The sequence below is a fragment of the Sphingobacterium siyangense genome, assembly GCF_023277505.1.
Taxonomy (GTDB): Bacteria; Bacteroidota; Bacteroidia; order Sphingobacteriales; family Sphingobacteriaceae; genus Sphingobacterium; species Sphingobacterium siyangense.
This window is the reverse complement of record NZ_CP080574.1, coordinates 3,198,351-3,213,150: the sequence shown is the minus strand read 5'-3', so window position 1 is coordinate 3,213,150 and position 14,800 is coordinate 3,198,351. Positions and strand designations below refer to the sequence as shown.

The following is a 14,800-nucleotide window of genomic DNA, read 5'->3' as shown; positions in this document are numbered from 1 at the left end:
TACCGTCTATGAACAATCTCAAACAGGAAGCTGCCAAAGCTGCTCTTCAACTATTAAAACCCGATCAGCTCATTGGATTAGGTGTTGGATCAACAATAGCTTATTTCATTGAATTAATCGCCAGCAGTATCAGCTTTAAATCCAGCTTAAAATTTACATCACCTTCCTTGGAAACCAAAACGCTGCTCCAAGAGAATGGACTTATTTGTGTTGATAACAGTATCCTAACAACGCTGGACTATTATTTTGACAGCTGTGATCAGGTCGACATTCATTTAAATGCATTCAAAAGTGGCGGTGGCGTGCACACGGGTGAGAAGATTATGGCGAATATGGCGCAGCAGTTTATTCTCTTGGTCGATGGCTCAAAGATGGTCGAAAAACTTAGCACAAAGCATCCGTTATGTGTTGAAATTATACCAGAAGCTTGGCTATCGGTACGTGAAAATCTAAAATCAAGTTATTTTACAACGATATCCGACATTGTATTACGAAAATCTGAACAAAAATCGGGGCCTCTCCTTTCTGAGAGAGGTAATTTCCTGGCAGATATTTATTTTTCTAAACTGCCCGATATTTTTGATTTGAATAAACAAATTAAACTCATTTCAGGGGTTATAGAACATTCACTTTTTTATCAGCTGTGTTCGGCATGTCTTTTGGCAACAGAAGACGGCGTAACACATTTATTTGCAAACAACCTTGGAGAATCAGACATGGATAAGATTGTCACGCAATAGCATTAAAATTTATATTGAAGTCTAACAACCAACAAGACAACGCTAAAGTAATTTAAATTAACATGAAACACACTCAAATTAACACGGGAATACTGAGTTTTGGCATGTCAGGACGTGTTTTTCACGCACCATTTATACATACCAATCCTCATTTCAATCTCAGCGCTGTTGTAGAACGGTCGAAAAAAGCAGCACATGAATTTTATCCGGCAATAAAAAGCTATAATAGCATTGCTGAATTACTAGCGGATGAAAGCATCGAACTGGTCATTGTGAATACACCAAACTATACACATTTCCAATATGCCAAAGAGGCCCTAGAAGCAGGAAAACATGTATTGATAGAAAAACCTGCCGTTGATGACACTACACAATTCGACACTCTTCTTGCCATCAGCAAAAAACAAGGCAAACAATTATTTTTCTATCAAAACAGACGGTATGACGGTCACTTTTTAGATATTAAAAAAGTGATTGACAGTGGAGAATTAGGAAAGCTAATTGAAGTGCATTTCAGATTTGATCGCTATAAAATGGAATTGGGACAAAAATACTTTAAGGAAGATACGCAGTATATTTCTAATGGTCTTACTTATGACCTAGGCCCTCACCTTATTGATCAGGCAATCTCACTTTTTGGAAAACCGGTTAAATTTACCAAGACAACATCCATTAACAGGCCGGATTCTAAAGTTGCAGATTATTTTCACTACCAGCTCTATTATCCAGCTGGACTGAACGTGTATTTAACGGGAAGTCTACTTGTTGCCTCTCCACAGCCAGCCTTTGTTTTACATGGCACAAAAGGGAGTTTTATCAAGAATATGACAGATGTGCAAGAACAGCAATTGCTAGATGGTATGTTACCTAACAATCCATCTTATGGACTTGAGCCAGCCGGCCAAGAGGGCAAACTTGTTACGATAGACGCATCAAATCAAAAACATGAGTCTTTAGTAACGCCACATAAAGGAGATTACAATCAGCTGTTTGAAGCCATTTATGAAAGCTTAAGAAATAATATCGATTATCCTATTAAAGCGGATCAGGTTAAATGGCAGATCGAATTGCTTGAAGCTGAAAACACCTAAGCTTCTAAACAATCAAATGGCGGCACGGTTCAAGAAAACTAACATGTGCTGCCATTTCAATTTGCTTTCCAAAGACATTCGTTCGGTTCAATATGGATCATCACATGACCGAGATCAGGAATATGCGCAACCAAATGGTCTTTGAGTTTATGTGCCAACTCATGCCCTTCCCTTACGGTAATTTCACTATCAACAATAGCGTGCAGATCGACATGATATTTAGCCCCCGATTTGCGGACAAAACATTTTTCTGTGGCTTTTATCCCCTCTACCTTTAATGCTTCTTCCCGGATATTATCAATGACCTCATCGTATACATTTTCATCCATTATCTCGCCAAGCGCCGGTCTGAAAATATGATAACAGTTATACAGTATAAATCCAGCAGCAAATAATGCCGCGTAGTCATCCGCATTTTCATATCCTTTTCCGAGTAACAATGCAATAGATATCCCAATGAAGGCTGCAACTGACGTTATCGCATCGCTTCGATGGTGCCAAGCGTCTGCACGAAGTGAAGAACTATTTGTTTCTTTACTTTTCTTCATAACGATCCTATACGAAATTTCTTTCCATACGATGATCCCGCCAAGAACAAATAGGGTCCAAGGCTTTGGAAGATCATGTGGCGTTCCTATATTCTCAATACTTTCATAAGCGATTATGGTTGCAGAAACGATGAGAAAACCAACGACAATAAATGTAATGAGGGGTTCTACCCGGCCATGACCATACGGGTGATTGTCGTCGGCAGGTCGTTGCGCATATTTTAAACCCAGAAGCACTAGAAATGAAGAGAAAATGTCCGCCGTTGACTCAATTGCATCCGCAATCAGGGCATAGGAGTTTCCAAAGAAACCAGCTAGCCATTTTAACAATGCTAGTAATGCATTGCCTACAATACTAAAATAAGTCGTTCTGACTGCAGTCTGCTCTTGAAGTTCGGACATCGCTATAAATTAACTTGACACCGCGAAAATACTGTTTTTTCTCTTCAAATTCTATTCTCCATATCTAGAAAATAACGATTACAATAATCGATCGTTAACTGCCGCTTGCGATATCCTGCAATGCTTTTTTTATCTCAGGAGTCCCATAGTCACGGCTTCCTTCCAAACGCTCTACGATCTTTCCAGTTTTATCCAAGATCACCGTTGTCGGGATGGACTGCCCTAAGAATTCTGCAGGAATTTCACCCTCTGCTATATAAAGGGGCAGATCATACTTGTTTTCTGCCATAAATGCTGAAGACTTCTCCATGTCGCCATCAACGTCCACCATGAGGAAAACGATATCCTTATTATCTTTAAGCGATTGCCTAAGCTGGTCAATGGAAGGTAGTTCATGAATACAAGGAGGACACCAAGTCGCCCAGAAATTGATAAATACGACCTTACCTTTTAAAGCACTTAATTGAAGAACCTTCCCCTCTTTATCCTTAAAAGATAGCTCCTGCGTTGTGGGTGCAGTCGCTTCAGCAGGTTCCTCCACCTTTTCGGCCTTGGCCTCACTTTTAGTTCCTGTGTTTCCACAGCTAAAAAACAAACTGGTCGATAAAGCCGCAAGACCCAAAAAAATAACCCCTCTATTAAACCTAATATTCATCGTCTTTTGTTTCATTAAATTATTCTATTAAAAATAAATCCTGTTCACTAATCGTTCTCTTAAAGTAAGGGCTAAAAGATTAAATCCGAATTCGGAGATCTCGTCAATCCAATCCTCCTAGGAGAAATTTCTCAAAACATTAGCTAATTTAACCTTAATTATTCAAGACCACAAGTATTGCAAACAACTTCACAACATAAACAATTGATCAATAACAAAATAAGCAACAATAAATTTGAAAAAATAACAAGAACTTTTCCGACATTTAAAAGAGTGAACATATCACTGATCAAAAGACAATTTATTGACTACATCATGAATCTCTCAGCAAATCATTTCAAAAAATACTTGTTAATATATTTCCTGTTATTCATCACCCCCCAGCTTAATTTCGGGCAAGCCACGTCAACTAAATTCAATAACCTATATCAGCTAATAGCATCAAAAGATTTCTTCACCGCCCGTGACCTTTTTAAGGTAAATAAAACTTTTTTAAACGCCCATGAGCAACTTTTTATTTTGGCAATACTCGATAATGCCTTTAATAGGCCCATCGCTTCAAACAAAAAAATTGCACTGCTGAACACAGCAACAGAAAAATTGACTGACACACTGCGACTAAAAATACGACGTATTCAGGAAGATAATTTTGTCAAACTGAAAGATTACGATGAGGCAAAACAGACAACGCAAAAAATCCTACTCGAATTCGATTCCTTGCTGTCAACAGATACAAGAGCGGATCTCCGAAACAATCTAAAAATCTGGTCGGCACTTGATCATGTAAAGCCGCAGCTTATACAAATCAACGACGATACCCGTCTTAAAATGACGAAAGATAAAGCCGGCTTGAAGAATCTAAAAGTAGAGGTTAACGGCGATACAGCAAGTTTCATATTTGACACCGGAGCAAATCTATCTACAGTTTCGGAGTCCGTGGCCAAACGACTTCATATGGATATGATCCCTGCAGATATTGATGTAGACGCAATTACAGGTATTGCTATCAAAGCCGATTTAGCAGTCTGTAAACAATTAAAACTTGGTAACATCAGTATATCGAATGCTATATTTCTGGTTTTCCCAGACAGTGCACTTTATATCCCACAAATTGGCTATCAGATCAATGGCATAATAGGCTTCCCAGTCATAGAAGCACTGCAAGAAGTACAGCTTACACAAGATGATTTTTTTATCGTACCTAAGAGACCTACAGTTACAAAGAAGGCTTCAAATCTTGCAATAGATGGGTTATCACCTCTTATTGCCATTGATGGAAAGCACTATACCTTTGATACGGGAGCGGAAAATACAATCCTTTATGCGCCATTTTACGAAACCTACAAACAGCATATCGAAAAATATGGTATACCGACCAAAGTCGCCATGGGCGGCGCAGGTGGTAACGTTGAATATGATGGCTTTGTCATACAACATACATTCCATATCGGCGATAAACCGATCGCTCTTAAAAAAATAAACCTATTGAAATCGAAAATCAAGAATGAAACTGTATATGGAAATATAGGACAAGATATTATCCGCCAATTTTCTAAAATGACACTTAATTTTAAAGACATGTTTATCCATTTTAATTAACAGGAATCTAAAACTAAAATGGATAAAAAGGAAACCCCAAATTTAAAACGAATAAAATTGAGCTCAGTTTCGTCTCATAATTATACTTCATAAAAACACCCTAAAAGTTTTGTCCAGCTTTTAGGGTGTGATGCTTCTATAGATTTATGGAACAATTATGCGGAGTAGGTCACTGCATTAAAACCCTTCTTCTTGATAATTTCAATTATTTCTTCTTCCGAAACGCCTTCAGATTTTACAGTCAGAATTTTGTCTGCATTTGTGGTGTCAACATTCCATTCACAGATACCGTCCACACTATCCAGATCTGCACTTACTTTGGATACACATCCCCCACAAGTAAGGTTTGTTTTGAATTGAAGTTCTTTGCTTTCCATGTTATTTAATTTTAATGTTATTAATCTATTTAATTATCTATACAAATATCCCTTTAATTCAATTGGCTATACTTATAGTTTTTCTATTTTGTTTTACAATATTTATCGTTTAAAACACGGTCTACAGCTTAACCATCGGTAGCTATTTTTTCCAGCGAAGCCGCAAGCTATTACTGACAACACTTACACTGCTCAATGCCATTGCAGCCCCAGCTATCATCGGGTTTAAAAGGAAACCATTGAATGGATACAGAATGCCTGCAGCGAGGGGAATTCCAATTAAATTATAAATAAATGCCCAAAACAAGTTTTGCTTAATTGTTGCGACCGTTTGTTTCGAAAGTCGAATTGCCTGGGGTATCTTCGTCAAATCAGAAGAAATAATTGTCATTTTCGCTACATCCATTGCAATATCACTTCCTTTTCCCATTGCAATACTGACATCCGCTGTTGCTAAGGCTGTACTATCATTAATACCGTCCCCAACCATAGCGACCACCTGCCCCCTTTGCTGCAATTCCTTAACAAAATCAGCTTTGTGTTCTGGCAACACCTCGGCTTTGTAATGCTGAATCCCTGTTTCCGCAGCGATGGCCCTCGCTGTAGCCTCGTTGTCACCAGTCAGCATATATAGTTCAATTCCCATTGCTTGCATCTCCTTGATTGCACGTACAGAAGTTTCCTTAATCTGGTCCGCAATGGCAATTACAGCTAATGCAGTATGACTATTGGCAAACCAGATCACTGTTTTCGATTGATTTCCCCATTGAGTAGCATGTTCCGTCAATTCTGTCGAAATTGTAATCCTATTTTCATCCAACAACCTCCGATTCCCTACATAGTAAGTTTCGATTCCTTCACTGCCTTTTACCCCCTTCCCCGTAATACTTTCGATAAAGGATATTGGAGTAACTTTCACATCATTAAAATACCCTACAACAGCTTCTGCCAATGGATGTTCTGACTGTTTCTCCAAGCTTAACAGGATACCTTTCAAATTATCTTCATTATTTTCCCAATACACGTCAGTAACAACAGGTTTTCCCTCCGTAATGGTACCGGTTTTATCCAAAACAACTGCACTTACCTTTTTGGCCAGCTCCAGACTTTCCGCATCCTTAATTAAAATGCCCTGTTCAGCTCCCTTACCCACGCCAACCATGATCGCTGTAGGAGTTGCTAAACCTAGTGCACAAGGACACGCAATAACTAAAACCGTTACTGCCGCCAACAAACCCTGTACCAGATGGTTTTCTCCACCTAAAGTAAACCACAGTAGAAAAGTTAAAATAGCAATACCAATGACAACAGGAACGAATACACCAGCAATTCGATCGACCAGTTTTTGTACAGGAGCCTTACTTCCCTGTGCATCCTGTACCATTTTAATGATCTGTGCAAGCATTGTTTCCCGCCCAACTTTTGTAGCTTTGAACTGAAAACTTCCCTTTTGATTGATCGTCCCTGCAAATACCTGTTCATTTCCCGTTTTTAAAACCGGGACCGGCTCTCCGCTTAACATACTTTCGTCAACATAGGAATTTCCACTGATAACAACACCATCGACAGCGATCTTCTCCCCTGGTTTTACCAGAATGATATCGCCAGTATGAACGGCCTCTATAGGGACCTGACGCTCTACCCCATCCGATTGAATGACCATAACCGTCTTAGGTTGCAACCCCATTAGCTTTTTAATGGCAGATGAGGTGTTACCTTTGGCCTTCTCCTCCAGTAATTTACCCAATAAAATAAAAGCAATGACAACAGAGGCGGCCTCAAAATACACATGTGCATGCAAGCCACGTTGATGCCAAAATTCAGCAAAGAGCATATTAAATACACTAAAGATGTAGGCTATTCCCGTGCTCAACGCAACAAGTGTATCCATATTGGCCGAACGGTGTTTCGCTTGTTTCCACGCATTGATAAAAAAGTCCTTGCCTAGCCAAAGAACTACGGGTGTAGAAAACAGCCACATAATAGGATTTGCATACGGCATATCCATAAAGAACATACCAATCACAACTACGGGAAGAGATAGCAATACTGCCCATCGTGTTTTGATTTTAAGCTGGCGAAATTTAGCTGCGTGAATAGCCTCTAATGTTTCCTGCTGTGTAGATTCATCTTCGATTAATAAATCATAGCCACCAGCCTGGACTGCTTTCTGAATTTTTAAATGATCCGTAATATTAGGCAAATATTCAACTGTAAGATTTCCAGTTGCAAAATTTACAGACGCATTGACAACCCCTTCTTCATATTTCGCCATACTTTCGGCGCTACTGGCACATGAGGCACAAGTCATCCCAAGAACTGGAAATATTTTGGTCAATGTAGAAACACCATAACCAAGATCTTTGATCGTCTTTACACTGCTAACGACCGCTTCACTATCTTTAGGTACGATAGCAGCTCTATGATTATTCAATTCCACCCGATAGCTCGCCAAGCCTTTGACCTGAGCTAGTCCTTTTTCGACAATTGAAGCACAATGTTCACTTTCCACATCTTCTAAAGGTAGATAAACCGTATCTTTATAAATATCTGTCGCCATAACTGATTGTTTTATTTTACACAACAAATTTGGCCACAAATAACATCGAAATCATTACACAATTAGGGAATTGATTTGTAATATTTATTCGATAATACGATACGACAGGTTAAACTCAATTCTTCTTTAGCTTTCCACTTCCTCAACAAAACCATAGATAATATAATCACCGCGTTCTTCGAGTTTAATCGTTTCCATTCCACTCCGGTCGGATGCATCGGTATCTTCATCGATAAAATTTTGAATTCTGTCAAATGCGACACCAATCTTTGTTTTCCCATCGGCATAAATCTGATATTTCGCAGAGGTCTGCCAGCTTGTTTTTTTCTAAATAACCGTAAACCTTCTCTTTTCAAAAAACTGTGCATTTCATTAGATAAATTCATATTCTCATTTGTTTTACGCGCTCACACTACTCACCTATTTATTTGGTAGATGCTTTTCTGGTCAAGGACTTACCTCAAGCCTTCTCATTAGTTTATCTATTTACGCTACATGGCTTTAATGGCTAAAGAATTGGTTTTTCGCTGCTAAAATAGATAGTTCTAAAATAATGAACCTGATAGAATCCTACAATGAAGCCGTCGCTATTTCATCGTACTCAAATGCTATTTCGTCGAATTTTCCAATAGCATACGATGGACCTTCTTTCAATGCTCATTATAATCTGGCAGACTATTCGAACAGCATCTAATACACGGTGAACAGAAATAGGAACAGGCACTATTTTTTCGTCGAATAGATTCTTTAGTTCGTCCGATTCATTTTCAATTCTGTCGATATTTTTCGTTGTTCTTTTCCATAGAAAGCACATTTGTTTACAATTTAAACGTATAACTATGGAAAAAATTGAAAATTTTTTAGCGGAGGATTTTGTATTGGATGTACAAACTGTCTGCGTGGTCGAACCGATCTCATTTTTTGATTTTGATGATATGGAACTGGTAACTATTAAGACAGTTACATCTTCAAAAGTAATATAGAAGAGGATAATGCTGTGAAGGCGTTCTGGTAGGCGCCTTTACAGCAATCGTCTTTATTGCCTACTAAATAAAAAAAGAACCGAGTATATGACTTCACCCAAGCTTAAATGTATTCTCATTGAGGATGAACCCCTGGCGACAAAAAAGATAGTTGAATACATTCACATGTTTCCAGATCTTCAATTGATAAAGATGGTTGAAGACATTGAAAATCCAGCATTATTTAGTCATGATCTAAAATCTGCAGACATCCTATTCCTCGATCTCATTGTTAGCGGCGGTAATATTAATACACTTGCCGAATTGATCGCTGATATTCCTATCCTGATCATTACGTCCGCTGTGTCACGCTGGCATTATCCGGAATTTATCAAAAATAGGAAGCATTTTGCACTACAAAAACCAATTTCGCCCGAAATGTTTCAGTCCTGTATAAAACAAGTCATGCAATACTAGTCCTACTAATTCATGTCATTATTCCACTTATCCGATTACTTTCTTCTGCGTACGCCGCTGCTTCCAGCTGCATTTGCCGTTGATCTTTTAACGAGTAAAGAGAGACATGAAATAGAAGATAAACTTCGTCATTTGTTTCAAAATGAGCAATTAAAAGAAGCCCTATTTCTGGCAAGCCCAGCCTTCTCAGTAGAAGTTCAAAAATGGCTTGAATACAAGAAAGAAAGCAGCTCAAAAATGATCGTTTCACTACTCAAATATGCGATTAGGATGAGCACCAGAAGTACGCCTTTCGGTTTATTCGCAGGGGTATCTTTTGGGAACATTGCCGTCTCCGAAAAAAAGGTATCCTTAATTAGGACTAATGCGAATAAAGCTGTATTAAAACTGGATGCCACCATTTTGACAGGAATTATTGAACAGCTATCAAAAGACAAAAGAATTTACACTCAACTCTATTATCGTATCAATCCGACCTTATACTTAGATGGTAAATATTACAAATATTATCAAAAAGTGACTAATGGAAAGAAAGGACAGCATATCCTGAAACGCATAAGGCTTACCCCAGTTTTGGATCGAGTCATCCAATACTTTGAACGTAATAAGAGAACCAGCCACTATCAATCATTAATCGATCTGCTGCAAGGTCTTGGAGCATCAACAACGCATGCGCCCTTATTCGTCAATAACCTCATCAGCCTTGGAATCATATCTTCTGAATTACAGCCCAATGTAATTGGCCGAGGTTATCTGGATAGCCTGATAACGACGCTTGAAAGAGTGGATAAGGCGGAAAATTATTTAAATCCTTTATTAACGATAAAAAGATGGCTTCATAGTTCTCAATCTGTCATTGAGATCAGAACCGCCATCCTTAAATTATTGCAGCCTTTGGCTCCAGATCTCGATATGACCAATTCGTTACAGGGGGATCTCCTCATGGGGATGGAAGAAAATAATTTATCAGATACCGCATTAAATCACATAAGAGATCAATTTCAGGATTTACTACCACTTTGCAGCCAGGCTAAGTTAACAGATTTTGACCAGTTTAGAGCTGCGTTCTCTGTTAAATATGAAGATAGAATGGTCCCGCTAACGACAGCTCTAGACCCCGATATTGGGATTGGTTACGGACGTCAAGAAGGTGTTTACAATATAACGGATGAAATACTCGGGGATGTTAAAAACATCACTCCGACGGGCGAAAAAAAATATGGGGACCACCATTATCAAGATCTGGTCATTGAAAAATTTGTAGAAAGTGTAAAAAATCAATTCACCGAAATTCGGCTGACCGGCAAAGATCTAGATCATATCGCTAAACAGCGTAAACAAACAGCCCATACTATCCCTTCTTCATTCTATGCCATCGGCAATCTCCTTCGAAGTTCATGTCAGGAAAATTTATTCTTCAATCTAAGTACTATTGGTGGTTCGTCATCAGGAAACTTAATTTCCAGATTTGCACATTTGGATGAAGAATTGCATAACAAATTAAAAGAATCGGCCAACAAAGAGCAACAGCAGTTTCCCAATGCAATACTTGCCGAGATTTGTCATTACCCAGACAATAATGCTGGTAATATAATTTATAGACCTGCGCTGCGAAAGGCATCAATTTGTCTAAGCCCAACAATCGACGAAGAACAAGAGCAAATTGATGTTAATGACTTATACCTGTTCCTTAAAGAACAGCGTCTAATCTTATGGTCCAAGAAATTCAATAAAATGGTTATCCCCCGTTTGACGACGGCCCACAATTTTGAACAGGGTATGAATATTTATAAGTTTCTCGCAGATTTTCAGTTCCAAAATAATAGGTTGGATCTTTCCTGGAATTGGGGAATTATGAAAGAGCAGCGGAGGCTCCCAAGAATAAGCTACAAAAATATTATCTTGTCTAGAGCCCAGTGGCGAATTCAAAAAATAGCGAAATACCCCAGCAACCCTCAGGCTTTCATAAAAAATATACAAGCGGAGTTAGCAATCCCTGCAATGGTCATCATCAGCAGCGGCGATAATGAACTGTTGATAAATTTAGACAATCCTTATTGCATAGAAATCCTATTGGATCATATGTGCAAAAGAGAGACCATATTAACCGAATATATCCTGAATGACTATTCATCAATAGCCAGGGATAAAGATGGACATATTTTTGCCAACGAAATCATTATTCCAATAGAATCACAACAGGAGACTTTCACAAATGAATCAGCTCCGCAAGACAATAACCTAAAAAGATGCTTCCCTTTGGGCAGTGAATGGCTTTACGCCAAGATCTATTGTGGTTTACATATTGCAGACACCTTGTTAAAGGAAGTTTTCCCCATTATCGTAGCCACAATTAGTCAACAAAATGTCCTAAAAAAATGGTTTTTTATACGGTACAGCGATCCATCGCCCCACATTAGGTTTAGAGTTGAGCTTTCAGATCCAAGCCAGTATTTTTTCGTTATATCCACGCTCAATACCCTATTGGAACAGTTTATTAAAGATGGACAGATATCAACGCTATCCTTTGACACTTATACACGGGAGATAGAACGCTATACCCCATTTTGTATGGAACTTAGTGAGGAGCTATTCTATCAACAGAGCGAAACGGTACTGAAGGTTATTCAACAAAGTACTTCAATCAATGATCGATGGCGCCTGGCTTTCGAAAATATTGAGTCGCTATTAGAAGCTGCAAAATTTACACTGATCGAAAAAAGAGATTTCTGCCTACAGATGAATACCCTTTATCAGCAAGAATTTGATAATAATAAAAACCTTTGGATTCATCTCAACAATAAGTTTAAAGAGAAAAAAGACTGGTTCGACAAACCTTTAGACAACCTAGAAGAATCGAAAAAGAAACTAAATGCACTTCAATACAGCATATTTAACACCTTACAGAGCCATACCGAGCAAGATGAATTCAAGTCGGCTCGGACATCGTTACTATCAAGCTACATTCATATGTTTATTAATCGATTGTTCATGTCTGATCAACGCTTACATGAACTTGCCGTTTACCACTTTATGGTTGGCTATTATAAAATGCAAATTGGGAAACAGAAAGAACGTATGAATCCGATAAATTATAGGAGTCCCATCTTCGCGAAAAGTTGATTACGATATTGTAAACCTATACCGAGTTCTGTCCCATTTTTCAGAATAACTTTACTTGCCTCAACACCCTTGATCTGTTTGATATTGACAATATAGGACCGGTGCATACGAGCAAACATATCCCAAGGCAGTTCTGCTTCCATATCTTTCATGGTAGACAGCAACGTTTGCATACCTTCTAATGTATAAATTTGAATGTAATCCCCCCAGGCTTTTAAATAGAAAATATCCGCCGGATCTATAAAAATAGTTTTGTTCCGATCCTTTATCTTAATAGCCTTTCTTTCACCCTGTGGGCCCCTTCTAGAAAACAAAATTGCCTTTTGGACTTTTTCAATTGCCTTGATTAACCGCTCTTCCGTCAGGAGTGGCTTTAAGATATAATCGATCACATCCAGCTCAAATCCATCGACCGCATACTCATAATGCCCAGTTATAAAAACAACAAATGGCGGATGAGCAAGCCCTTTGAGAAAGGTAATTCCGTCCATTTCAGGCATATCTATATCCGACAAAATGAGATCTACCTCGTGCTGCCTTAAAACGTCAATTGCTTGCAATGGGCTCTCGAATACACCCAATATCTCGATCAGGCCTAATTTGGAAACTAATTTCTCCAGGCGGCCTCTCGCAATAGGCTCATCTTCAATAAGGATCGTTTTAATTCTATTCATAAGTACTTCGCAACCCGTTGCTTTGGTGCTACGGCTCTGTTTCCGAATGTAAAGTTACAACAAGATTAACACTAAATACACCCTCTTGCGACTTTATTTCCAAATTGTGATTATGAGGATAATGAAGTTCCAGTCGTTTTTTTACATTTTCTATCCCTAATCCGCCGATATAATTTTCTGGTTTTGAAAGTTCTCTATACGCATTAGCCACGTGCATATACACCTTGTCATCCGCAACCTTAATGTCTACGGATATCCATCCCGCCGAAGAACTTAACCGAGGTCCGTGTTTGAATGCATTTTCCACAAACGGAAAAAAGATCAAAGGAACAATCATGCTGTTTTCGTCGTCGGCCACCAAATTTAAATTGATCTGTACGGTCTCGCTATAGCGTAACTTTTCCAATTCAACATAATCCTTTAGCAATTGAAATTCGCGACTAATTTCTATCCTGGGTTGATTACTTTCATGCAGTAAATACACCATAATACTACTTAAACGCATCATACTCTCGCCGCCTCGTTCATCATGATCGGATACCAGCACATAAATGCTATAAAGTGTATTAAGTAAAAAATGTGGATTAATCTGGTATTTTAGAAAGGCAAGTTCCAATTGGACATTGTTCAATTCCAATGCTGAATTTTTCAATTCGAGTTTCATTTTTGAATTTCTGACAGACATAAATGCCTGTACAATTTTTACAGTCAATGGCAGCGCCACCAAAAAAATAAAATCCAACAAATAATCGCTAATGGAAGAAAGGCGAAAAGCACCAAAGATTCCTTGACTTAATATTATTTCAAGATAGCTTGACAGGCGAACATCTGGTGTTAGATATTTCAACGTTAATAGGGCAGCAAAGTAACTTAGAAACGACCACCAGGCGTAAATAAACAACAACCATAATATACATAATACAAACTTCCCTGGAATAAACCACCGCGGAATGATGATATATGCTGTCACATAAAATATTGTCAACAAAGAAAAGACGTCCTTTACAAACAAAATCCAGGAATTATCAATATCTATCCGCTGATAGGAAATGAATTGCATTCCCAAAACCAAAAACCAAAAACACAAATGAAGAATAATACGTTTCCCCGTATTGTAATTTTGGAAAAACCTGTTCATAGATAGCATACTTTTCAATAATATCAATCTAATATAATGATATCCTTTAGTTTGTGGTAGTCTGACTTATCAAGTGATAACGCAAAAAGACATTTCTGCGACAAAAAACAACCACCTATAACGCTAACAATCTGAATATATCCAAATTAGGATCTGAGCAAATCAAAAAAATAGCATTACGCTCAAAACAATAAAATTGTAACAAATATATTGCTTTAAAATGAATACGATTTTTAGCGTGCACTCAACAGCTAGTTCATCCAGCAAATAAAGTAATTTGCTAATTTATCAATATAGAATAGCGTTATCTCTAATTTCAATTAAGTTGGTAATTTTCAAAACTTACCTACTAAGGTAAATATAATGCGTAGCGATCACTAAAATGTCTATTTACATAACATAAATTGTCCATAATTGAAGGCTCTGCAAAAAAAAGTTATTGCGATCTTCCGTA

13 protein-coding genes are annotated in these 14,800 nt (G+C 38.1%); 7 read left to right on the top strand and 6 right to left on the bottom strand.

Translation table 11 applies throughout. The annotated features are described in order from the left end of the window. Nucleotides 1–8: 8 nt before the first annotated feature. Both rpiA and K2F45_RS13105 read left to right on the top strand, forming a co-directional pair. Nucleotides 9–740 (top strand): ribose 5-phosphate isomerase A, encoded by a 732-nt coding sequence (rpiA, locus tag K2F45_RS13110; RefSeq protein ID WP_075992587.1) that lies wholly within the window; start codon nt 9–11, stop codon nt 738–740. Nucleotides 741–802: 62 nt separating this feature from the next. Next, a complete protein-coding gene (locus K2F45_RS13105) occupies nt 803–1,831 on the top strand; it encodes a Gfo/Idh/MocA family oxidoreductase (RefSeq protein WP_075992586.1) in 1,029 nt (342 codons plus the stop codon). 56 nt (nt 1,832–1,887) lie between these two features. Here K2F45_RS13105 and K2F45_RS13100 read toward each other — a convergent pair whose 3' ends face one another. Continuing rightward, the gene (locus K2F45_RS13100) at nt 1,888–2,781 is read right to left on the bottom strand and encodes a cation diffusion facilitator family transporter (protein ID WP_075992585.1); all 894 of its coding nucleotides are present in this window, start codon (nt 2,779–2,781) and stop codon (nt 1,888–1,890) included. A 94-nt stretch (nt 2,782–2,875) separates the two neighbouring features. Further along, complete coding sequence (locus K2F45_RS13095; protein ID WP_083663820.1) at nt 2,876–3,436, bottom strand: TlpA family protein disulfide reductase; 561 nt, start codon at nt 3,434–3,436, stop codon at nt 2,876–2,878. A 273-nt stretch (nt 3,437–3,709) separates the two neighbouring features. Between K2F45_RS13095 and K2F45_RS13090 the strand changes: the two genes are divergently transcribed. Beyond that, on the top strand, nt 3,710–5,035 hold the full coding sequence (locus tag K2F45_RS13090) for a retropepsin-like aspartic protease (protein ID WP_248933789.1): 1,326 nt from the start codon (nt 3,710–3,712) through the stop codon (nt 5,033–5,035). Nucleotides 5,036–5,190: 155 nt separating this feature from the next. Here K2F45_RS13090 and K2F45_RS13085 read toward each other — a convergent pair whose 3' ends face one another. Then, nucleotides 5,191–5,412, bottom strand: a complete 222-nt coding sequence (locus tag K2F45_RS13085; RefSeq protein WP_075992582.1) for a heavy-metal-associated domain-containing protein — start codon at nt 5,410–5,412, stop codon at nt 5,191–5,193. A gap of 142 nt (nt 5,413–5,554) precedes the next feature. After that, a complete protein-coding gene (locus K2F45_RS13080) occupies nt 5,555–7,972 on the bottom strand; it encodes a heavy metal translocating P-type ATPase (protein WP_248933788.1) in 2,418 nt (805 codons plus the stop codon). Nucleotides 7,973–8,525: 553 nt separating this feature from the next. On the opposite strand from K2F45_RS13080, the gene K2F45_RS13075 reads away from it, so the two are divergent. The 4 genes from K2F45_RS13075 to K2F45_RS13060 all read left to right on the top strand — a co-directional run bounded on the left by K2F45_RS13075 (nt 8,526) and on the right by K2F45_RS13060 (nt 12,534). Continuing rightward, nucleotides 8,526–8,666 (top strand): hypothetical protein, encoded by a 141-nt coding sequence (locus tag K2F45_RS13075; RefSeq protein WP_248933787.1) that lies wholly within the window; start codon nt 8,526–8,528, stop codon nt 8,664–8,666. 145 nt (nt 8,667–8,811) lie between these two features. Continuing rightward, on the top strand, nt 8,812–8,955 hold the full coding sequence (locus K2F45_RS13070; RefSeq protein ID WP_248933786.1) for a hypothetical protein: 144 nt from the start codon (nt 8,812–8,814) through the stop codon (nt 8,953–8,955). Nucleotides 8,956–9,042: 87 nt separating this feature from the next. Continuing rightward, a complete protein-coding gene (locus tag K2F45_RS13065; RefSeq protein WP_075992579.1) occupies nt 9,043–9,411 on the top strand; it encodes a response regulator in 369 nt (122 codons plus the stop codon). Between the two features lie 12 nt (nt 9,412–9,423). Beyond that, nucleotides 9,424–12,534 carry a lantibiotic dehydratase gene (locus K2F45_RS13060; RefSeq protein WP_248933785.1) on the top strand — a complete coding sequence of 1,037 codons (3,111 nt, stop codon included), beginning with the start codon at nt 9,424–9,426 and terminating at the stop codon, nt 12,532–12,534. Here the strand turns inward: K2F45_RS13060 and K2F45_RS13055 are convergent. Together K2F45_RS13055 and K2F45_RS13050 are read right to left on the bottom strand one after the other, a co-directional pair. Continuing rightward, on the bottom strand, nt 12,504–13,208 hold the full coding sequence (locus K2F45_RS13055) for a LytR/AlgR family response regulator transcription factor (protein WP_075992577.1): 705 nt from the start codon (nt 13,206–13,208) through the stop codon (nt 12,504–12,506). The two genes, K2F45_RS13060 and K2F45_RS13055, sit on opposite strands and share 31 nt — an antisense overlap. A 28-nt stretch (nt 13,209–13,236) precedes the next feature. Then, entirely contained in the window at nt 13,237–14,346 is a 1,110-nt protein-coding gene (locus tag K2F45_RS13050; protein ID WP_248933784.1) for a sensor histidine kinase, read from the bottom strand. Nucleotides 14,347–14,800: the final 454 nt, after the last annotated feature.

What these genes read in the sequence shown, in the direction of transcription:
- rpiA (WP_075992587.1), top strand. Translation starts at nt 9, where the DNA reads ATGAACAATCTCAAACAGGAAGCTGCCAAAGCTGCTCTTCAACTATTA.
- K2F45_RS13105 (WP_075992586.1), top strand. Translation starts at nt 803, where the DNA reads ATGAAACACACTCAAATTAACACGGGAATACTGAGTTTTGGCATGTCA.
- K2F45_RS13100 (WP_075992585.1), bottom strand. Translation starts at nt 2,781, where the DNA reads ATGTCCGAACTTCAAGAGCAGACTGCAGTCAGAACGACTTATTTTAGT.
- K2F45_RS13095 (WP_083663820.1), bottom strand. Translation starts at nt 3,436, where the DNA reads ATGAATATTAGGTTTAATAGAGGGGTTATTTTTTTGGGTCTTGCGGCT.
- K2F45_RS13085 (WP_075992582.1), bottom strand. Translation starts at nt 5,412, where the DNA reads ATGGAAAGCAAAGAACTTCAATTCAAAACAAACCTTACTTGTGGGGGA.
- K2F45_RS13080 (WP_248933788.1), bottom strand. Translation starts at nt 7,972, where the DNA reads ATGGCGACAGATATTTATAAAGATACGGTTTATCTACCTTTAGAAGAT.
- K2F45_RS13075 (WP_248933787.1), top strand. Translation starts at nt 8,526, where the DNA reads ATGAACCTGATAGAATCCTACAATGAAGCCGTCGCTATTTCATCGTAC.
- K2F45_RS13070 (WP_248933786.1), top strand. Translation starts at nt 8,812, where the DNA reads ATGGAAAAAATTGAAAATTTTTTAGCGGAGGATTTTGTATTGGATGTA.
- K2F45_RS13065 (WP_075992579.1), top strand. Translation starts at nt 9,043, where the DNA reads ATGACTTCACCCAAGCTTAAATGTATTCTCATTGAGGATGAACCCCTG.
- K2F45_RS13060 (WP_248933785.1), top strand. Translation starts at nt 9,424, where the DNA reads ATGTCATTATTCCACTTATCCGATTACTTTCTTCTGCGTACGCCGCTG.
- K2F45_RS13055 (WP_075992577.1), bottom strand. Translation starts at nt 13,208, where the DNA reads ATGAATAGAATTAAAACGATCCTTATTGAAGATGAGCCTATTGCGAGA.
- K2F45_RS13050 (WP_248933784.1), bottom strand. Translation starts at nt 14,346, where the DNA reads ATGAACAGGTTTTTCCAAAATTACAATACGGGGAAACGTATTATTCTT.